Annotated in this window: 19 protein-coding genes and 1 riboswitch; of the genes, 6 read left to right on the top strand and 13 right to left on the bottom strand. The window is 39.3% G+C overall.

Translation table 11 applies throughout. From position 1 onward, the window contains the following. Positions 1–107 precede the first annotated feature (107 nt). Positions 108–2,012: a biosynthetic arginine decarboxylase gene (gene speA, locus PR809_RS12110; RefSeq protein ID WP_102137369.1), complete on the bottom strand. Its 1,905-nt coding sequence runs from the start codon at positions 2,010–2,012 to the stop codon at positions 108–110. A gap of 718 nt (positions 2,013–2,730) precedes the next feature. On the opposite strand from speA, the gene metK reads away from it, so the two are divergent. Continuing rightward, positions 2,731–3,882, top strand: a complete 1,152-nt coding sequence (metK, locus tag PR809_RS12105; protein WP_047755768.1) for a methionine adenosyltransferase — start codon at positions 2,731–2,733, stop codon at positions 3,880–3,882. 72 nt (positions 3,883–3,954) lie between these two features. Here metK and PR809_RS12100 read toward each other — a convergent pair whose 3' ends face one another. From PR809_RS12100 to PR809_RS12090, 3 genes are read right to left on the bottom strand one after another with little or no spacing between them, the layout of a single operon-like run. Beyond that, positions 3,955–4,365, bottom strand: coding sequence for a DUF6691 family protein (locus PR809_RS12100; RefSeq protein WP_206276816.1), 411 nt, complete (start codon positions 4,363–4,365; stop codon positions 3,955–3,957). Positions 4,366–4,369: 4 nt separating this feature from the next. Next, on the bottom strand, positions 4,370–4,807 hold the full coding sequence (locus tag PR809_RS12095; protein WP_102137367.1) for a YeeE/YedE family protein: 438 nt from the start codon (positions 4,805–4,807) through the stop codon (positions 4,370–4,372). A gap of 1 nt (position 4,808) precedes the next feature. Continuing rightward, on the bottom strand, positions 4,809–5,135 hold the full coding sequence (locus tag PR809_RS12090; RefSeq protein ID WP_206276817.1) for an ArsR/SmtB family transcription factor: 327 nt from the start codon (positions 5,133–5,135) through the stop codon (positions 4,809–4,811). Between the two features lie 106 nt (positions 5,136–5,241). Between PR809_RS12090 and PR809_RS12085 the strand changes: the two genes are divergently transcribed. Continuing rightward, entirely contained in the window at positions 5,242–5,775 is a 534-nt protein-coding gene (locus tag PR809_RS12085; protein ID WP_206276818.1) for a SprT family zinc-dependent metalloprotease, read from the top strand. Positions 5,776–5,807: 32 nt separating this feature from the next. Here the strand turns inward: PR809_RS12085 and PR809_RS12080 are convergent, their stop codons facing one another. Beyond that, positions 5,808–6,878, bottom strand: coding sequence for a magnesium transporter (locus PR809_RS12080; RefSeq protein ID WP_102137365.1), 1,071 nt, complete (start codon positions 6,876–6,878; stop codon positions 5,808–5,810). A 72-nt stretch (positions 6,879–6,950) separates the two neighbouring features. Continuing rightward, positions 6,951–7,123, bottom strand: a riboswitch (M-box (ykoK) riboswitch). A gap of 586 nt (positions 7,124–7,709) precedes the next feature. Here PR809_RS12080 and PR809_RS12075 point away from each other — a divergent pair. Then, positions 7,710–7,946 (top strand): HEAT repeat domain-containing protein, encoded by a 237-nt coding sequence (locus PR809_RS12075; protein WP_102137364.1) that lies wholly within the window; start codon positions 7,710–7,712, stop codon positions 7,944–7,946. Between the two features lie 101 nt (positions 7,947–8,047). Here PR809_RS12075 and hcr read toward each other — a convergent pair whose 3' ends face one another. Beyond that, on the bottom strand, positions 8,048–9,052 hold the full coding sequence (gene hcr / locus PR809_RS12070) for an NADH oxidoreductase (protein ID WP_206276972.1): 1,005 nt from the start codon (positions 9,050–9,052) through the stop codon (positions 8,048–8,050). Positions 9,053–9,127: 75 nt separating this feature from the next. Further along, a complete protein-coding gene (hcp, locus tag PR809_RS12065) occupies positions 9,128–10,780 on the bottom strand; it encodes a hydroxylamine reductase (protein ID WP_206276971.1) in 1,653 nt (550 codons plus the stop codon). Between the two features lie 305 nt (positions 10,781–11,085). On the opposite strand from hcp, the gene clcA reads away from it, so the two are divergent. Beyond that, positions 11,086–12,483, top strand: a complete 1,398-nt coding sequence (clcA, locus tag PR809_RS12060; RefSeq protein ID WP_102137361.1) for a H(+)/Cl(-) exchange transporter ClcA — start codon at positions 11,086–11,088, stop codon at positions 12,481–12,483. A 70-nt stretch (positions 12,484–12,553) separates the two neighbouring features. Here the strand turns inward: clcA and tehB are convergent, their stop codons facing one another. The 5 genes from tehB to PR809_RS12035 all read right to left on the bottom strand — a co-directional run bounded on the left by tehB (position 12,554) and on the right by PR809_RS12035 (position 17,038). Next, positions 12,554–13,444: an SAM-dependent methyltransferase TehB gene (tehB, locus tag PR809_RS12055; protein ID WP_206276970.1), complete on the bottom strand. Its 891-nt coding sequence runs from the start codon at positions 13,442–13,444 to the stop codon at positions 12,554–12,556. A gap of 121 nt (positions 13,445–13,565) precedes the next feature. Next, a complete protein-coding gene (locus tag PR809_RS12050; protein ID WP_195697552.1) occupies positions 13,566–14,645 on the bottom strand; it encodes a linear amide C-N hydrolase in 1,080 nt (359 codons plus the stop codon). Between the two features lie 174 nt (positions 14,646–14,819). Continuing rightward, entirely contained in the window at positions 14,820–15,593 is a 774-nt protein-coding gene (locus PR809_RS12045) for a topoisomerase IV (RefSeq protein WP_102137358.1), read from the bottom strand. A gap of 295 nt (positions 15,594–15,888) precedes the next feature. Further along, positions 15,889–16,467, bottom strand: a complete 579-nt coding sequence (locus PR809_RS12040; RefSeq protein WP_102137357.1) for a YceI family protein — start codon at positions 16,465–16,467, stop codon at positions 15,889–15,891. Positions 16,468–16,480: 13 nt separating this feature from the next. Next, positions 16,481–17,038: a cytochrome b gene (locus PR809_RS12035; RefSeq protein ID WP_166265462.1), complete on the bottom strand. Its 558-nt coding sequence runs from the start codon at positions 17,036–17,038 to the stop codon at positions 16,481–16,483. Positions 17,039–17,419: 381 nt separating this feature from the next. Here PR809_RS12035 and PR809_RS12030 point away from each other — a divergent pair, with 381 nt between their 5' ends. Continuing rightward, positions 17,420–18,049: a glutathione S-transferase family protein gene (locus tag PR809_RS12030; protein ID WP_166265465.1), complete on the top strand. Its 630-nt coding sequence runs from the start codon at positions 17,420–17,422 to the stop codon at positions 18,047–18,049. Between the two features lie 140 nt (positions 18,050–18,189). Here PR809_RS12030 and PR809_RS12025 read toward each other — a convergent pair whose 3' ends face one another. After that, positions 18,190–18,810, bottom strand: a complete 621-nt coding sequence (locus PR809_RS12025; protein ID WP_166265467.1) for a malonate decarboxylase holo-ACP synthase — start codon at positions 18,808–18,810, stop codon at positions 18,190–18,192. Between the two features lie 210 nt (positions 18,811–19,020). On the opposite strand from PR809_RS12025, the gene PR809_RS12020 reads away from it, so the two are divergent. Then, positions 19,021–19,989, top strand: coding sequence for an FUSC family protein (locus tag PR809_RS12020; protein ID WP_102137353.1), 969 nt, complete (start codon positions 19,021–19,023; stop codon positions 19,987–19,989). Positions 19,990–20,017 lie beyond the last annotated feature (28 nt).

Genomic DNA, 20,017 nt, shown 5'->3' with positions numbered 1-20,017 from the left:
TAGGCGGCAAAATGAGCCAATCCCTAGGAGCATACACAAGTATGTGACTAGGGTTGGCAAATGCAGCCAACAACGCGACGGTGCGAAATATAACGCGCATTGAGCATTTATTCGTCTTCGAGATAAGTATACCCATACAAACCATTCTCGAACTCTTCGACAAAGTCTTTTTGCAACTGCTCACTCAAACCCGTGCCTTTTACTTGCTCTGTGAAACTTTCTAATAGGACTTCAGGGACTAATTTAACGTATTGCAGCATATCTGCCACAGAATCGCCCTCTTCACTTTGCAAGTAACGCAGGTTACCTTGGCTATCAACCCAGACATCTATTGCGGCAGTATCACCAAATAAGTTATGCATATTTCCTAAAATTTCCTGATACGCGCCAATCATAAAGAAACCTATCATCGGCGGGTTTTCAGGGTCATAAGCCGGCATTGGCATTGTGGTTTCAACGCCATCACCATCAACGTAGTGGTCAATAATACCATCAGAATCACAGGTGATATCTAACAATACCGCACGGCGGTCTAATGGTTTATCTAACCCTTCAATCGGTAATACTGGGAACACTTGGTCAATTCCCCAAGAGTCTGGCAGCGATTGGAATAAAGAAAAGTTCACATAAAACTTATCAGCCATGCGCTCTTGCAGTTCGTCGATGATTGGACGATGAGCACGATTGCTTGGGTCGAGATCTTGCTGGATACGACGGCAAATATTCAGGTATAGCTCTTCTGCCCATGCACGTTGAGTCAGATCTAACACGCCATGTGCATACTGAGTGTGCGCTTCTTGTAAGTCGAATTGGCTATCATGCAACCATTCACGTAATGAACGGCTATTGCCCTGATGCTGCATCGACTCCCAGGTATCCCATAAGGAAATTAATGAACGCGGTGCATCTTCATGTGGCGGTGTTGTTTTGGTAAATTCATTGCGTTCAACCCCAATCACATTGGAGACTAAAACGGTATGATGAGCGGTAAGTGCTCGGCCAGACTCCGTGATCACCGTTGGGTGCGGTAAATTAAACTCTTCACACGCATCCCCAATCGCCCAAATGACGTTGTTGGCGTATTCATTTAAGCCATAGTTGACGGAGCAATCGGATTGAGAACGAGTGCCTTCATAATCAACACCAAGGCCACCGCCCACATCAAAGCACTGGATATTGACACCTAAGCGATGCAATTCCACATAAAAGCGGGCTGATTCACGGACACCAGTGGCAATATCGCGAATATTGGCCATCTGAGAGCCTAAATGGAAATGAAGCAACTGCAAACTATCTAGGCGATTTGCATTGCGTAAAATTTCCACTAACTGTAATACTTGGGTTGCAGCCAAACCAAATTTAGATTTTTCACCACCACTTGCTTGCCACTTACCTGAGCCTTGAGAAGCCAAACGGGCGCGAACCCCTAAGCGTGGCGTGACATTTAAGCTTTCCGCTTCTTTTAACACCATCTCAATTTCAGACATTTTTTCGATAACAAGGTAAACCTTATGACCCAATTTTTCCCCAATTAACGCTAATCGGATATATTCACGGTCTTTATATCCATTACAGACGATAACGGTTTGTGTTTTACCTGCATTCGCTAAAACTGCCATTAACTCAGCTTTTGAGCCAGCTTCAAGCCCTAACGGTTCCCCAGAATTAACTAATGATTCAATGACTCGGCGTTGTTGGTTAACTTTTATTGGATAAACCAAAAAGTAATCGCCTTTATAGCCATAAGACTCACGTGCGCGTCTAAATGCTGCGTTTATTGAACGCAAACGGTGCTGTAAGATTTGCGGGAAACAAAACAGTGCAGGTAAGCGTAAATGCTCCTGCTCTTCTTTAACCTGATTAACGAGGTCAGCTAAATCAACAAAGGTGTCAGGGTTCTCAGGGTTCGGGCAAACACAGACATTTCCGCGCTCATTCACCTGATAGTAACCACCACCCCAATACGCGATGTTGTACGTCTGACGCATTTTGCGAGCGATATTATCATTCATAATAAACTCCTTTATGGAGGGGTGAGTGACGCGTTCTCCTTCCTGATGTATGTCAGTGAAGACATAACACTGCAAGGCAGTTATGTTGGGGAAACGGCAATACTCAGATTTTAATAAAAAGTGCTTAGAACTTCTAAACAGTGACAATATACGACCTTAAGCTGACAGATTAATGACTCAGCCTCGAAGGTGTATTAAAGATGTGACGGTAACTTCGTGATGAAGTAAAGAATGACAGGAAAGTAAATGCCAAAGTCACGCGGCGGTCCGCATATGACGGTTGGATACTGTTATTCAGTAGATTATGGATCATTACCCATTAACCCCCAATATAACTGTTTACCCTTTTAAAATTTCAATGTGGTAGCACTATTTTGGCAGGTTGACCTGTTGATTTAAGCTATATCACCTTATTTTTTATTGAAATTCAAAAGCTTATAAACATTCCTGATAGATAGCAGTCATTTTATATTATCCTGCTGGCATATAACGGGAAATAACAACCATCCGTTACGGTCGCAGTTTATACATCTATTACGCTCAAAAAGCAAAACCAAAATGACTAAATTGCGATAAAACTTTACCTATTGCTGTTTTATGTCCCTATTCGTTTTTTGTATAAATACAGGTAGAAATTTTTACTGTATGGGACTAAAATAGCCGTCTAGATGTTAAAACATCCAATTATAAATTTGCGAATTCTTAAGGTATTAATCTCATGGCTACACATCTCTTTACTTCTGAGTCTGTATCAGAAGGGCATCCAGATAAAATTGCTGATCAAATCTCTGACGCAGTACTTGATGCTATTCTGGAACAAGACCCGAAAGCTCGCGTTGCCTGCGAAACCTACGTCAAAACAGGTATGGTAATGGTCGGGGGAGAAATCACCACCAGCGCTTGGGTTGATATTGAAGAAATCACGCGCAAAACTGTTCGCGAAATTGGCTATACCAGTTCCGAAATGGGCTTTGATGCCAATTCATGTGCCGTTTTAAGTGCGATTGGTAAACAGTCGCCCGATATCAACCAAGGTGTTGACCGTGTTGACCCATCAGAACAAGGCGCGGGTGACCAAGGCCTGATGTTTGGTTATGCAACCAACGAAACTGATGTATTAATGCCTGCTCCTATTACTTATGCACACCGCTTAGTGCAGCGCCAAGCAGATGTTCGTAAAAATGGCACGTTGCCATGGTTACGCCCTGACGCGAAAAGTCAGGTTACTTTCCAATACGACAATAATAAAATTGTGGGTATTGACGCTGTTGTTTTATCTACTCAACATTCTGAAGATATTCAACAAAAAGACCTGCATGAAGCCGTGATGGAAGAAATCATCAAGCCAGTTCTCCCTGCAGAATGGTTATCAAAAGAGACAAAATACTTTATTAACCCAACGGGCCGTTTTGTTATCGGTGGTCCTATGGGTGACTGTGGTTTAACAGGCCGTAAAATCATTGTAGATACCTACGGCGGTATGGCTCGTCATGGTGGTGGGGCATTCTCTGGTAAAGACCCATCAAAAGTTGACCGTTCAGCAGCCTATGCAGCACGTTACGTGGCAAAAAATATTGTCGCAGCTGGCCTTGCAGACCGTTGTGAAATCCAAGTTTCTTACGCTATCGGTGTCGCAGAACCTACCTCGATTATGGTAGAGACGTTCGGCACAGGTAAAGTTGATGAATCACTGTTAATCCAATTAGTTCGTGAATTCTTTGACTTACGTCCTTACGGCTTAATTAAGATGCTGGATTTATTACACCCTATTTACCAACAAACTGCTTCATATGGCCATTTTGGTCGTTCTCAGTTCCCTTGGGAAAAAACGGATAAAGCAGAAGCATTGCGCGCCGCTGCGGGCTTGTAATTACTTTAATAAATAAATTACATACAAAAAAACCCATCATTTGATGGGTTTTTTATTGCTCACAATGAACGATTAATTTTTTTGCGTAAACTGAAAAATTGCCATTCCAGCAACCATCGCTAATGTGAATATTATTCCTTGCGTTAATCCCATTCCTGTTAACAATAATGCAGGCCCTGGGCAGATCCCGGCTAGCCCCCACCCCATACCAAATAACACACTTCCAGTGACTAGTTTTTTATCAATCGTTTGATTTGTGGGTATTTGTAATGGGCAGTTAAGTAGGCTAACAGAACGTTTTTTGACCCATAAAAAAGTCATTCCACTAATTACCATTCCAACGGCCATCGTAATTAATAAAGAAGGATCCCACGTTCCAGTAATATCTAAAAACGCTAAAATTTTTGCTGGGTTTCCCATTCCGGCAATGACTAATCCTAGGCCAAATAATATCCCTGAAATTAATGCGATAAGAATAGGCATTGCTTTATCTCCCTATCCCAAAATGGTTAGCTAGAGCGACAGTCACAAAAGCAACGATCATAAAGAGCAATACTGCAACAATGGAACGACGGGATAACCTTGCCATACCGCAGATCCCATGACCGCTAGTACAGCCACTTCCCAGCCGTGAGCCAAAGCCGACAAACAGCCCAGCTAAAACTAAAATAGGTGTGCTGGTCGCAATGTTAACTTCAGGTGTATACGCCAACCATGTAAATAACATTGGAGCGCTCATCAGGCCAATAATAAAAGCCACTTTCCACGCTGTATCCCCCTTAGTCGGTTTCAACAACCCGCCTAGGATACCACTGATACCGGCAATACGACCGTTAAATACTAATAAAATTGCAGCGGCTAAGCCAATCAACACGCCCCCAACTGCGGCAGACAGTGGCGTAAAATTAGCCCAATCTATGGTCATTTCATTTCTCCTTCACGGGGCAATAAAGCTGATATAACGTATTGAGCAGCGTAAATAATTTCTCATCTGCAATCGCATAGTAAATACGCTTTCCTTCTCGGCGCGTCATCACTAAGCCTTCATTACGCAATACCGTTAATTGTTGAGAGAGTGTCGGTTGTAATATTCCTAGCTGCACTTCTAACTCACTAACGCAGGCTTCACCCTGTGTTAACTGGCATAGTAAAATTAAACGATCTGGATTCCCTAGTGTTTTCAGTAACGAAGCTGTTTCTGACGCGGCCTGCTTCATCGCTAACAGTTGCTGTTCAGAGGTATTATTGTGCATATGTTATGTCTGACATTTATTATATAAAAATACAATATATCTTTAGGTATAATGTATGTCAATTATTGCTTGTTTATGTCCATTACCTTCACGTATCCTTTACCCCATGAAAACAATCCGTGTGCCACTCTTTTTACAGCAACAAGTCATGCGCATATTGCGAGAAAAGCTCGCACTTGCAGAGCACAAACTCGAGCAGCCATTTTCGGAACCAACGGTTAATTACAAGCAACGAGGAACAACCGCGGGGAGTGCTTATTTAAAAGAATGGGAAATCCGCCTTAACCCCAGTTTACTCATCGAAAATACAGAACAATTTATTGATGAGGTTGTGCCTCATGAATTAGCACATCTGTTGGTTTTTCATGTATTTGGCCGCAAAGGTATCGCTCCACATGGCAAAGAATGGAAATGGATGATGCAACATGTACTGGAAGTCACTGCGAAACGTACACACAACTTTGCGGTTACAACAGTAAAAAGTCGAACATTTCGCTACCGTTGTGCCTGTGAAATGACCCATGAATTAACCATACGCCGTCATAACAAAGTGTTACGGGGTGAGAACCAATATTTATGTCGAAAATGTGGGGAAGTGTTAAAACAAGAAGAGATTTCTATCGCTGCGACAGAAAATTAGCTTTTCTGCCGCATCAAGTTTGAGGTGTGCGCTTAAGCAAACTCCGTCATCACTAATTTTGCGATTTCAAAGTAGATAATTAAGCCAGTTCCATCAATAAAAGTCGCAATGAACGGTGCAGAAACAACTGCTGGGTCCACTTTTAACTTCTTCAATACCATTGGAATAATTGAAGAAACAACCGCACTCCACATTGTGATAGCAACGATGGTTAAGCTAACCACAATAGTGACCTCGTGGCCAACACCTAAAATCCACGCACGGATTAATGCTGCACCACCGATAGTCACCGCCACTAAAAATGAGGTGGAGACCTCTTTCTTCAGAACGGTTCCAAGGTTGCGTAAACTCACCTCGCCGAGCGCCATTGCACGGACTAATGTCGATGTAATTTGTGTTCCACTATTACCGCCTGTACCAATCAACAGTGGAATGAAAAACGCTAACGAAATCGCTGCTTCGAGTTGTTCTTCAAACGCTTTTAACACTGTTCCTGTATACGCTTCGGCCACAAATAGCATCAACAACCAAACGACACGTTTACGCCATAGAGTTACAGGGCTTGTCGTTAAGTAAGGCTCATCTAACGGGGTGGTCGCGCCTTGTAACTGCGCATCAAGTGTATTCTCATCTTCAATCAGTTCGGCGATATCTTGCGGACGCAAAACACCCATTAATTTGCCAAATTGCACCACAGGTATCATATCTAAACCGCTATGATTAATCAGATCATAAACATCATGACGCGACTGTTCCGGGGCAACAGAAAAATAATTGTGTCGCATGATATCAGACACTAATAAATTTTCAGGTGAAGCTAATAATGATTTGACTGAAAGAATACCATTTAAATAATTGTCGTTGTCGACAACAAATAAATAGGTTGGGATTTGCTCGCCATCAAGATGCTCAATAAGATTTTGTTTCACGCAAGCTATTGAGTCCGCGACAGATACTGGCAAATATGATTGGCTCATATAAGCACTTACTGTTGCATCATCAACTTTTGGTGATTGTGTATTATTGTCTTTGAGGCGTGCGCCTTTCATTGCGGACTGAGCAATAGCAACTGCTCCCGCTTTGTTCTGGGTAGTGAATGTCATTTTTTAGTCCCTATTACTGTTGGTTACTCAAACAGTACTCACATAGGGGCGAAACCAGATGAGAGAATGCAAAAGCTATCTCTTCGTCTCGGTTTTAGCACTATACAACGTATCCTGACTTTAGCAGGAAGTTACATGGGGATATACCTTCGGTCGATATATCCTGTCCTGATCTTGGGCGTCTCTCGACGTCGTCAGATCAGTAACCTATGTTTGTATAGGAGCCTCGCCTAACGAGATACTGCACTTTGGATGCGGCGCGAATTATACCCACTGGTGAATTAATTGCCACCCTATATCTACGTTTTTTTACGCATGGGAAACTTATTGTTTAAGTTCTGTTTAAGTTCATATGAATTACATCCACATAATGTAATAAAATGTAACTAATAATAAAATTAGATATTCAAATTAAAATAAATATATTTAGTTACTTCCCTACAACCAATCCTTGGATAAATAAAAGTAAGATCTGTAATATTATTTAACAAATCTTATCGATAATTAGTCAAAACTTATCCTTCTATTTACCTTACAATACAAAAATAACAACATAAAGGAGTAAGCATAATTAAATATAAACAATACGCTCTATAAGAGTAGATGCAATAACTAATGCCAACTGCCAATTGGTTTTTTATATTAACAATGTGCAAATAAACAAATAATGAAATAAGAAAATACACTTATGTCGCTATTTAAATCGACATTGTTATTGGAAAGCATTTTTTTAGATTGTTAATATTTAATATCAAGCATCAATTTAGTATTAAATATTACGGGAATTATCTTAGAATATTTTTTATTTTATTTAACAGTGAAAGTTTTATTATGGATAAAGTAATTGTTGGGATGTTAACAAATTTAACATTTCGCGTAAACGATGAAATCAAAATTGCAGCTATTTCCGCTTTAGGTGATTTCAAAGCAACGATTGAATATAATGATGCCATCATTCGGATCATAGAGTTATGTCAAGATCCAAACAAAGAAGTGGCTGTATCAGCGATTAATACACTGAGTAAGCTATCTATTTATTTTTTACGTGGTTCACTACCAGAACATTAATTACACTCTCATTCTGAGTACTGTAAATAATTACTATGATCTATTTTATAATACTGTCCCATTAATAATCTAATGAGACAGTTTGCGTATATTAAATGGTTTTACGCTATTTCAGTGTTACCTTGTAATTGGCAGCTGCAAGCTAAAACATAACCTTCAGCGATTTCTGCTTCAGTTAATGTCATTGTGCTTGTTGTTGTGTATTTCCCTGATAGCACTTTTGTTTTACAGCTTCCACAAACCCCTGCTCGGCAAGCCGCAATAACGGGCTGTTTATTTTGCTCCAGTGCAGATAATAAAGAAGTACCTACTGGGACTTTAAAATCGACCAATCGTTGGCGAATTTTTAACGTAAGAATATCTTCACTATCAACAATATCTGGTTCAGTAGAAAAACGCTCCATAAAGAAATGTTCAGCAGGAACACCTAAATTCGCAGCAAATTGCTGTGCATTTTTCATATAAGGCACTGGCCCACACGTCATTACAATTCGTGAATCAATATCGGGTACTAAAGCTTTTAGTTTCTCTTCAGTTAAACGCCCTTGAGCAACATCGCCATTATCGGGAGTTTCTGGCATGACACACAATTGCAACCGTTCTGGGTATAACCGAACCAGCTTTTGCCACTCCTGCGCAAAAATAACTTGCTTATCATCGCGAACATTAAAGAGTACTTTTACATGAGAACTCGGACGATTCACCATCAGCCAACGAGTCATTGACATAATCGGTGTCACACCACACCCTGCTGCTAACATCAAATACTGAGTATTTTTTAGATTAGCACACGTGAATTCCCCTTGCGCTTCAGAAAGCCAAAGATAGTCACCCTCTTTAACCGAACGTGTTAACCAATTTGACCCTTGACCATCATCTAAACGCCTGACTGTAATGGATATAAATCGACTTTGCCCGGGTGATGATGAAAGAGTGTAAGCACGCATGACATCATCACTATTTTTAATACTGACCAAGGCATATTGACCAGGTGAATATGTATAAAAATCATGATTGATAAGATTGATTGTCCAGACATCCGATGTTTCTTGGATAATCGAATGAACTTGCATTCTATTTGGACATAAACTGCTTGGCATGGTCATCGCGCTACTCCTTTAAAGGGGGTCGCAGCCCCCGTCTTTCACATCGTTTTTAAGCTTTTTCTATCGTTTTATTGATCATGCAGGTAAGATTTCTGCCAGATCTTGCTCAACCGTCGTAATACTACGCATGCCAAACTTCTCATTTAGCACATTTAATAAGTTTTCAGTTAAGAAACCCGGTGCTGTTGGGCCGGTATAAATATTTTTCACACCCAACGCTAACAATGTTAAGAGGATAACGATCGCTTTTTGCTCAAACCAAGACAGAATCAAACTCAATGGCAAATCATTAATACCACAACCAAGTTTTTCTGATAGATTCACTGCAAGCATGATTGCAGAATACGCATCGTTACATTGTCCTACATCCAGTAAGCGTGGCAGCCCTTCTAATGTACCGAAATCTAATTTGTTAAAACGATACTTACCACAAGCAAGTGTCAGGATTAAGCAATCTTCAGGCACACTACGCGCAAAATCTGTGTAATAGCTACGCTCACCGCGGCTACCATCACAACCACCAACAAGGAATACGTGACGTAATTTTTTCTGTGAAACTAAATCAATCACCGCATCTGCCGCGCCTAGCAGTGTTTGACGACCAAAACCAACGGTAATTTTGTGCTCGATTTCAGTATACGGGAAACCGGTAAGCGACTGAGCTTGAGCTATCATTGCAGAAAAATCATCGCCAACTAAATGTTTTGCACCAGGCCAACCCACAATACTACGCGTCCAGATACGGTCTTTATAATCTCCAACATCAGGGTCAATGATACAGTTAGAGGTCATCAAGATAGACCCTGGGAATTTTGCAAATTCCACTTGCTGATTTTGCCAACCGCTACCATAGTTACCGACTAAATGAGAGTATTTTTTCAGTTCTGGGTAACCATGTGCTGGCAGCATTTCACCGTGAGTATAAATATTGATACCCGTACCTTCGGTTTGCTCTAACAGCATTTTTAAGTCTTTCAGGTCATGGCCTGAAATCAAAATACATTTCCCAGCGACTGGGCGAACGTTGACTTCCGTTGGTGTTGGGTGACCAAATTCACTCGTTTCACCTGCATCCAGAATTTCCATGATCTTGAAATTCATCAAACCAATTGCCATGGCATTATCAAGCAGCTCATTCATATCTGATGGCAATGTTCCAAGCCAAGCCATAATTTCATGATATTGACCATAAACATCATTATCATACTGGCCTAAAACATGGGCGTGTTCCATATAGGCTGCTGCACCTTTTAAGCCATACAGGCATAACATACGTAAACCGTGAATGTCTTCACCGACTTCAGCTTTATCAATATCTAATGAAAATTGAGCCGCCTGTTCCTGCAAGGTTGGAATATCAGTCCCATTTAATTGCAAATTAATTAATGGGTGATTGAAAGCCACTGCACTATTCACAGATAGGCAATGTTTGATTAATTTATCACGTAAATAAATAGCTTCACGGGCATAACCAATAATACGCTCTGAATCAAAGTTGACGTTGGTTAAGGTAGAGAAAAATGCGCGCGGAGCAAAACTATCAATATCATGGTCAATAATACCCAGTGAGCGAGCAGTGACTGCGCTTGCAGATAAGCTTTGCAATACAGCAACTAATAAATCTTGTAGGTCAGATGTTTCTGCTGTTTTACCGCACATACCCTGCGCGTATGCACAGCCATTTCCAGCTGGAGTTCTAATTGTTTGTTCACATTGCACACAGTACATGTTGTTGGCCTCTTAAAGTTGCATTTCAAATACAACATTAAGACTACGCTCTTTATTAGAATAAAAAAGTGGAATTATTCGTTATCTAACGGTTTATTGATCTATATTAATATTCATTGCAAATGAGAACTATTAACAATATTAAAAGTATGCTATTCGTGCTGATTAATTTTATTTTTCACCTTTCTTGCTTAAATTCCCTATTTTGCATTTTATTTTATTCCTGATAACGTTCTTACGATAACTCTTGTTATACTTACCTATAAGTGTTTGTTATTCCATCGTATAAAGAGAATCCAATAAAGATGAGCCAAGTAAATTCAGTAAGTAAATCTATGATGAAAAATAGATTGCGGATTTTTAAACGGTTAAAAGAGTCAGATAAAACACCTGTAAAAATCTTACTACTCGCCGCACTGATTGGTGCAGCAGTCGGTCTTATCGGCTCACTATTTGAATTAGGAACAACTTGGATTAGCAACTATCGCATTCAATCGGTGAGTGAATGGGTTGCCCCTAAATGGTTGATGGTTGTGGGGATGTTTTTTATCTCTGCACTTCTTGCCATGTTAGGTTACTACCTTGTTAAACGGTTCTCTCCTGAATCAGGTGGGTCTGGGATCCCAGAAATTGAAGGTGCATTACAGGATTTACGCCCTGTAAGGTGGTGGAGAGTCATCCCGGTTAAGTTTATTGGTGGATTAGGGACATTGGGCTCAGGCATGGTATTGGGACGAGAAGGGCCAACCGTGCAACTTGGTGCGAACCTTAGCCAAATGTTCTATGATTTATTTCGTTTAAAAGACAATGAGTCACGCCATACGTTGCTTGCCTCTGGTGCTGCCGCGGGTTTATCCACTGCATTTAATGCCCCTTTAGCCGGTATTTTATTTATTATTGAAGAAATGCGTCCACAATTTAAATACAGTTTAATTTCAATTAAAGCGGTATTTATCGGTGTTGTTACCTCCACGATTGTCTATCGGTTAATTAATGGGGAAGCTATTGTATTAAATATTGGCCAATTTTCTTCTGCGCCAATGAATACTTTATGGCTTTATTTAATTTTAGGATTAATGTTTGGTGTCATCGGTATCTGTTTTAATGGCTTTTTATTGTACTTACAAAGCAAATTTTTAGCATTTTACCAAAATAAAATTTCTCGCTTTGTCTTGATGGGCGGGTTAATTGGTGGTGCCTGTGGTGCAGTTGGTGTTTACCTGCCTGAAATTGTTGGTGGTGGTTATTCAGTGATCCACCAGATGGTTGCAGGCCAATTCACCATCACATTGTTATTCATATTTTTTGCTTTACGGTTTTTGACTTCAACGATCAGCTTTAGCTCTGGTGCTCCAGGGGGCATTTTCTCCCCTTTACTCGCCCTTGGGACCTTATTTGGTGGTGTTTTCGGCTATGCTGCCCTCGAAATATTCCCTAATTACCAAATTGAAGTGGCTACTTTCGCTATTGCTGGCATGGGAGCTTTATTTGCCGCAACCGTCAGAGCGCCATTAACGGGAATAGTTTTAGTTTTAGAAATGACAAATAACTACCAGTTAATCTTACCTATGATTATTACCTGCATTGGCGCCACAATGGTGGCTCAATTTTTAGGTGGCAAACCGCTTTACTCTGTGTTGTTAGAAAAAACCTTAGCCCGTAGCGAAAAAGAAACCGCTCCCCCCGCCACTGACAAACCTTAAATAGTAGAAGTAAAAAGAGTTGCCGACAGTGGCAACTCTTTTATTAAGATAACCTATGCTAATTTCTTACTTATTTTTTCTTGGCAATGAGTGTTGCAAAGTTTAATTTAATACGGTTACCTTGTGAATCCGTGCGATGTAAGTGACCAGGATTTTCATTATATTTCAAAATATCCCAATCTTTATAGTACCCTTCTAGCTCGCCTGGTTTTAAGAAGCATTTGAATGGCACTAAATCCAGTGGTGCATCTGGCGTTTCAACAGCACACACAATAACGTTAACTCCCCCTGGCAGAGTATGTTCTTGCATATTAGTAATAACATTGGCAATTTTTTCTCTTTGCAAGAACATCAGTACAACAGTGGAAATAATAAGTTCGTAATCCTCTTGTATCTGGTGACTATTAATGTCGTAAACCGCTGTATGAATATTTTCAACTCCGGCTTGTTTTTTAACAAAGTCAATCGCTTGGATATGTTGAGGGTTAATATCTACAGAGGTCACGTCGTACCCCTGCAAGGCAAGATAAAAACTATTGCGGCCCCGTCCTGAACCTAAGTCCAATGTTTTACATGGCTTACTAAAGTGATTCTCACACAAATAGCGCACTTCTGAATGTGGGGTCGTTAGCCCGTGCTCTTTATAAAATTTCAGTTCTGATTTGCATAAAAAATCGAGTTGGCACTCCATGTCATCACTACACGCGGAAATGCGGTGCCAAACCTGAGGCTCAATAATAGGCGGTTGGTTATGAATATCAAAGGTAAAATGTTGCTCGCTGCCATCTTCATTAAAAATGATAAAGTCTAAAGAGCCTTTTAGCACTTTCAACTGTGCGTATGTATCCTCTTTTGTATTATGGCGCTCTTGGAACATTAACGGTAAGGAATTTTTATTCCAAACTGGCATAGTTTTGTAACACACGAGATCATTCATATCATCACCACCAATAAGTTGCATTTTAAATACATCTTATACCGTTAGTTTGCTATCTGCAAAATATTCATGAATAAACTATCGAGGACTTGATTCATATCAACCCCCTAAAGGTAAAGAAGGCTGATATGCTTTATAAGCGATATTAATAACTTAATTGTTCCGCGCTTAATCCTAAGAATTCAAAAGGTTTTGAAACGACATAACTGTTGGTCGCATCCCCTGAATAGATATGGCTCTGCTCTTCACCAAGGTCCAATTTCTTCACTTTTCCCGTTTCAGCCGAAAAGTCAATTTTTGCTAAATCAGTCCAAAAAATATTTGGCGTTAATGCCGATTCAAAAAAGTAGAGCTGGCGTTTATGGTCAACTAATGTTCGCCAACGTGTAGATGAAATTTCAGGCGAACTTTCGGACGTCAATCCGTAAGGAACGGACACATTACGTACCACACTGAAAACGCTAGCTACCGCTTTATTAGGCGTTGTTTTTTGAGGGATTGCATTAATATAAAACTGAGCGCGAGCAAATCTATCAGCGGAGCGGTTAGTCCCCGGTAACATGACAGTGCCACCAATACCTTGCCAATATTCCTGCATTGCTAATTGCTTTTCATAAGCCGGTGAGTTAGTCATCACTTGATATTTGCGGCTATGATGAATGACCTGCTTACCATCAATATATTCAATAATTGCGCTATCGCCACTCGCATCTGATAATGATAAATGCAACGTTGCTAGTCTATCTTGTCCTGGAACATTATCCGTTGCGACGACAAGTGGATTTTTTTCTAGGTCAGCTACCGCTTCTTCTACTGTCGCATAATTATCTAGAACATATTGCGCCCATAAAGATATCGACAATGCAGGTTGCTTGTTATCGAGTTGAGGGTATTTTGATTCCGCAAGCCAGAGTAAATTAGCAACAAGGCCTTCCTCGTTCACTCCATCAGTCGTTGAAATGTCATAACCCGAGGCTATCACACTACCGTATTTTGATTTCCATTTTAAAGAGTTAGGCCCTGCAATACCGTCACGCTCCATGCCTCGAGGAAAGATCCATAGATTGGTACCAATATCGTATTTCCAATCCATTGTTCTTCCGGTCATTATTTGTTCATTTTCACCTAAATAAACAACTCGAGTACAAGCTTGGCTAACTGTAATCGGCATTGATATCGCTGCAGTTGCGGCAAGTGCTACGATACTTTTCTTAATAAATTGCATGCCATCTCCAAAATAGTTAAAAATAAATTTACATAATAAGCATACTACATAAATACGAACTATTTATGCTCAAAGAATAATGTATTAAAAAAAGTGCGATTAACACAATGAAATATAATAAATAATGACACAAAAGGGCACCCATATTAACCAGTGCCATTTTGCGAGAAAGAATTAATTATTTACTGATGAAAATAAAGAACGTAACAATGCGGCTTTTTTCGGATTATCTGGAATCGATAATATTTCATCATAAAAGCTGATAGAAATACGGCAAGCTAGTGCAGGAGATTTCTTCCCAGCCTCTAAATTCCCAAGGATTGCAGTATCTGCACCATACTTTGCAGAAAGACCGCTAGCAAGTTGCGTTAACTCATCCGAATACTCTTTAGAGGACATCAACGTCTGTCTTACGCCTTCCTCACTGGAAATTAAGAGTTCATTAGTTGCCTGAATTTGCTTCAGCAAAACAGCTTGGCTTTTTTGTGGCGGAATAATTTCTGCTGTTTCTCTTAGGTGCGGAAACAATGAATAAAAACATGTTTTTCCTGTTGGATCTTCTTCCAATAAGACTTTCAGGTAATCATTCACTCTACTGGTAAAATTAATCACGGAATCATCAGAGGCATATTCCATTCGTTCGAGTACTAACTTCATGACATTTCCAACAACCTGATCAAACAGTTGGCGGCGTAAGTCTTCATTAGCTGGGTCGTACTGTGTAATTAAGTGCTCAAAACTTTGGTAGGTTTCAGGGCTTATTTTCTTAACCGTCGCGATAATCGGCAGTTCTTTTTCTACTTGAGCAAGTGCTTCTGAATGAATGGCACTATTATTTTCTGTAGATAACACATTGTTATCTTTACTTAACCAATAAAAACCGAATGCAAATGCAATAAAAATAATGCTAACAATTAATGCGGTTTTACGTGAGTTATTTGTATTCAAAGTTACCCTGCCTTTTCTTGGTAAAACGGTTCCCCACAAACACTTTCAAGCTGATTATAGATTGCAAAACTAATTGAATATAATGTCATGGCATCTAAAAGCGCTAATCCATGAATTGATCTATAAAAAGTGATAATGCTTATTTTAGCTTGTATCAAAGTCGTCTAGCTATAGGAATAAAGGAAATTGCGAGGTTAAGACGAGGGAATTTGCCACAAAGAAGCAATTTATAATACGTTGGATATAAAAAAACCTTCAGGATTCGAAAGCCCGAAGGTTTTTTATGGCAAAAATCTTATTTAACTTGAACACCTTCAACTGAAATTAACAGTTGTGCTTCTTGAGATTTAGGCCCCAAATCAGATTTGATGTTAAATTCTTTCAACTTGATATTACCTTGAGCTTCAAAACCTGCACGGTATCCACCCCAAGGATCTTTACCTTCGCCCATTAATTTAGCATCTAACGTAATCGGTTTAGTGACACCGTTTAACGTGAAATCACCCGTTATTTTGTATGCTTCACCGTCTTTCTTCACTTCTGTTGAAACGAATTTCGCTTCAGGGAATTTTGCTGCATTTAAGAAATCACCACTGCGTAAATGTTTATCACGCTCTGCATGGTTAGTGTCAATGCTGCCAGTCTTGATAGTCACTTCAACTTTATCTTTTGATGGATCTTTTGCATCATAAGTAAAAGTCCCATCAAAGTCTTTAAAACTACCATATACCCAGCTATAACCTAAATGCTGAATACGAAATTCAATAAACGCGTGTTGGCCTTGCTTATCAAATTGGTAAGTTTCTGCTAATGCTGAACCTGCCGTTAAAAAAAGTGCACCAGTAGCCAGACCAAGAACCGTTTTCTTCAACATAATTATCTCCACGTTACTTATCGGGGTTAAAACCCAATATTCTTTTTAATGTAATATCACGATCAAAAAAGTGATGTTTAAAAGCTGCAAAAGCATGCAACACTGATAATAAAACCACTGCCCAAGCTAAATATAAATGAACTTCACCTGCGGTATCCGCTTGTGTTGCAGCACCAGTAAATAGTGCAGGTACATCAAACCAACCAAATACACTGATAGGCTGTCCATCAGCGGTTGAGATTAAGTAACCGCTGATCAAAATACTGAATAAAATAATATAAATCAGAATTTGAACAATAATAGAGCTAGCTTTCGTTAATTTACTGTAGCTTGCTAATGGCTTCGGTGGCGGTGAAATAAATCGCCAAATCACACGAAATGCCATAACAATAAATAATAATATTCCTATACTTTTATGTATCTCTGGAGCTTGATGATACCAACTATCATAATAACCTAGTGTCACCATCCATAAACCTAAAGCGAACATTCCATATACGACAATTGCGACCAGCCAATGTACGAGCAAAGAGATATGCCCATAGCGGCTTGCATTATTTTTCCATTGCATGATAAAAACCATTTAGAGAAGAAGGTAATATTTTATTAACTAAGCCGTAATAATCATAAGGTGAAATTAATTTTATTCCTATCCCAAAGTTAAACAAATATTTTGTTGAAGATATTCAAATACGATCAACATAATAAAAAATAGATTACTATTTGATTTTGTCTAGTTTTAATTATAAAAGTTGAATAAAGATTCTTCCACTTTTGTAAATGGTCGTAACTAAATACTTAGTTCATTTATTTATTAATTTCAATTAAATCTAACTTATTCCTAATAGATATAAGCTATTTTCGATAAAATAACATTTGTAGGTCTGCCTTTTTCCCCATACATTGGTATTCTTCCTTTTAACATTGCGAACTGACTGATAGGTTAAATACTATGTATAAACTTTGGATAGCAAATAAAAACTACTCTTCATGGTCATTGCGCCCATGGGTTTTACTAAAGGTATTACAAATCCCGTTTGAAGAAAATTTGTGTTTATTTGAAAACGGTAAAAGCAGCCATGAAAAATTCAGTCGTTTTTCCCCTACCGGTTTAGTCCCTTGTTTAATCGATGAAAACCAAACAATATGGGATTCTTTAGCCATTTGCGAATATATTGCAGAAGACTTTCCTCAAGTCTGGCCAAAAGATCGCAAAGCCAGAGCATGGGCTCGAAGTGCTAGCGCAGAAATGCACTCAGGTTTTAGTGCACTACGCCAGCAGTGTCCTATGGATGGTGCTCATAATGCACCACTTAATAATATTTCAATTGAATTACAAACTGACTTAAACCGCTTGCAGAAATTATGGCAAGATGGGCTAAACCAATTTGGTGGCCCTTGGCTTGCAGGTAGTGAATTTACGGCTGTAGATGCTTTTTTTGCACCAGTTGCCTTCCGAATTCGCAGTTATCACTTACCTGTAAACCCAGCGGCTAAACAATGGGTTGACCGAATTTTAGTTTTACCCGCAATGAAAGAGTGGCATGAAGCCGGCTTACAAGAGCCGAATATTGAGCATTAAAATGGGCGAATAAGGAGGCAATATGTGCCTCCATTTTATTTGATTAGAAAAAAATCACCTGCTCGAACATCAAAATTAATATTTAACCAATTTGCTGGCTATTCAAACCACGATAGGTTATTTAACAGACAATTAACCGCCTATAGCTTTTCATCCCAAGGGTCTGACGTCATCACGTCGCCAAGTGGTGTATGTAATGTAACTTGTTCATTTTTAAACCACTCAGCTAATGAAAACCCACCTTTAGGGGTTTCGATATGAATATCAATTGGGCAATAAGGAGTATTCGCCTTAATAGCAAACTCAGCAAAATCCTCTTTTTCTTGAGGATGTGGGCAGCGAATGACCACATCAAGGTCGCAGTCTGACAACATACTTTGGATATCTGTCGCTAAAGTGTAAGCACAACTCCCTGTAACTCCCCATTGCCAAGGCCATTTAGTCTGTGAAATTATCCATAAAACTTGAACTGGCGGTAATGCAATAAACATAGAACGTTGTAATTCAACTGAATTAGCAACCAGTGACTCAACATTCATAATGTGAGTGATCGCCGATTTTTCAATCTGAGTGGTCACACGTTGATGTGGTTTTATGCCTCTGATAGCAACTGTTAGCTTGTTATTTTCTGCTTTATCTCGATAAACAGTTAGAGGGAGTTTATTATTCCACTGTGAGGCGACCCATTCTGGAAGTGTATCTAGCGCAACGTCTTCATTACTACCAACCCAAACAAAATCATGCGGATTAATTATTTGCATTTTATTCCCTTTATGATTGCTACGACTGCTCACCCCTATTATGCCTTTTTTGTCACATAAAAACAGAATATCGCAACCAACAATTTCACTGATGCCATTTAATGATAACTTGTCATAAATACTGAGTTTTCACCTTGAAATTTCATACCATATATTATCTAATTATGTTGTTAATTAATAAGTTAGGTATCTTTTTTTGAGCATCGCATTATGAGAACGTTTCCTGCTATCCACGATGGCGTTATTTTTACCAGTTGTATGTTTTTTAGTGCCGCAACCGCTTTTGTGATTTTAGATGCACAAGCCGCAATGTGGGCAACATTCTCAACACTGTATTCATTCAATTTATTTAATGCGGCAAAAGAATATAAAAACTATGCCTACACGGCTTGTTGTTTGTTGATGATTTTAGTGGCTATTTTTATTGGCGATACCTTACGTCTCGGTACAGCATATTATATTTATCTCGCTATTTTTTCGTTCATTTATTACCAACTGTATGGCACAGATCCCGCGATGGATTTAACCATGAAGTTTATGATCATCATGTCAACAATTGGGACCATATTACCTGATATATCGAAGAGCTTAGCGTTAGGCTTTATTATTGGCAGTGGAGTCACGTTGATTACGTATTATGTCCTTAGCCATAAAATGACACGCCATAGCGTAATTACGAGTGCTTTAGTTGAACAAAATTTGTTTACCTTAAGAAAAAACATTATTCCACGTTCAATGATTTATACTTTCGGGTTATTACTCACACTAGCCATTCCACGCAGTATAGATCTAGGGCACTTTTATTGGACATTACTGACCTTCGTTTTTGTATTGCACCCAAAATCACAAAGTATCGTTAAAATTACTTTGCAGAGGGTCTTAGGCAGCCTCATTTCTGTCTTATTACTATATTTTCTGTTCAATTTACCCTTTATGCCATACATCGGTTTAATTGCAGTTGTGGTATTCGCCTTTTTAATGCCAATGAGTTTTCATCACGGATATACATTTATGACGTTTGTCGTGACAAGCTTAATTTTGTCCATTCTTGAGCTCGTTGTATATTGGCGTCACCCAACCTATGAACTATTGTTTGACCGCGTTCTTGAAACTGCCTTAGGGGGAGCCATCGCCATTATGACGAGTATTATCTTGAAGTTATTTAGAGAAACAAAATAAATTTAGGTATAAAAAAAGCCGGTAAATA

Source organism: Providencia sp. PROV201, from assembly GCF_028479545.1.
GTDB lineage: Bacteria > Pseudomonadota > Gammaproteobacteria > Enterobacterales > Enterobacteriaceae > Providencia > Providencia huaxiensis.
The sequence above is the reverse complement of the archived record's forward strand: the minus strand, read 5'-3'. Positions and strand labels throughout refer to the sequence as shown.

Coding starts and splice junctions, on each gene's coding strand:
- PR809_RS12030 (WP_166265465.1), top strand. CDS start 17,420: ATGTATAAACTTTGGATAGCAAATAAAAACTACTCTTCATGGTCATTG.
- PR809_RS12025 (WP_166265467.1), bottom strand. CDS start 18,810: ATGCAAATAATTAATCCGCATGATTTTGTTTGGGTTGGTAGTAATGAA.
- hcr (WP_206276972.1), bottom strand. CDS start 9,052: ATGACCATGCCAAGCAGTTTATGTCCAAATAGAATGCAAGTTCATTCG.
- hcp (WP_206276971.1), bottom strand. CDS start 10,780: ATGTACTGTGTGCAATGTGAACAAACAATTAGAACTCCAGCTGGAAAT.
- PR809_RS12040 (WP_102137357.1), bottom strand. CDS start 16,467: ATGTTGAAGAAAACGGTTCTTGGTCTGGCTACTGGTGCACTTTTTTTA.
- clcA (WP_102137361.1), top strand. CDS start 11,086: ATGAGCCAAGTAAATTCAGTAAGTAAATCTATGATGAAAAATAGATTG.
- PR809_RS12090 (WP_206276817.1), bottom strand. CDS start 5,135: ATGCACAATAATACCTCTGAACAGCAACTGTTAGCGATGAAGCAGGCC.
- PR809_RS12020 (WP_102137353.1), top strand. CDS start 19,021: ATGAGAACGTTTCCTGCTATCCACGATGGCGTTATTTTTACCAGTTGT.
- PR809_RS12100 (WP_206276816.1), bottom strand. CDS start 4,365: ATGCCTATTCTTATCGCATTAATTTCAGGGATATTATTTGGCCTAGGA.
- PR809_RS12095 (WP_102137367.1), bottom strand. CDS start 4,807: ATGACCATAGATTGGGCTAATTTTACGCCACTGTCTGCCGCAGTTGGG.
- PR809_RS12075 (WP_102137364.1), top strand. CDS start 7,710: ATGGATAAAGTAATTGTTGGGATGTTAACAAATTTAACATTTCGCGTA.
- PR809_RS12050 (WP_195697552.1), bottom strand. CDS start 14,645: ATGCAATTTATTAAGAAAAGTATCGTAGCACTTGCCGCAACTGCAGCG.
- PR809_RS12080 (WP_102137365.1), bottom strand. CDS start 6,878: ATGACATTCACTACCCAGAACAAAGCGGGAGCAGTTGCTATTGCTCAG.
- PR809_RS12085 (WP_206276818.1), top strand. CDS start 5,242: ATGAAAACAATCCGTGTGCCACTCTTTTTACAGCAACAAGTCATGCGC.
- PR809_RS12035 (WP_166265462.1), bottom strand. CDS start 17,038: ATGCAATGGAAAAATAATGCAAGCCGCTATGGGCATATCTCTTTGCTC.
- metK (WP_047755768.1), top strand. CDS start 2,731: ATGGCTACACATCTCTTTACTTCTGAGTCTGTATCAGAAGGGCATCCA.
- tehB (WP_206276970.1), bottom strand. CDS start 13,444: ATGCAACTTATTGGTGGTGATGATATGAATGATCTCGTGTGTTACAAA.
- speA (WP_102137369.1), bottom strand. CDS start 2,012: ATGAATGATAATATCGCTCGCAAAATGCGTCAGACGTACAACATCGCG.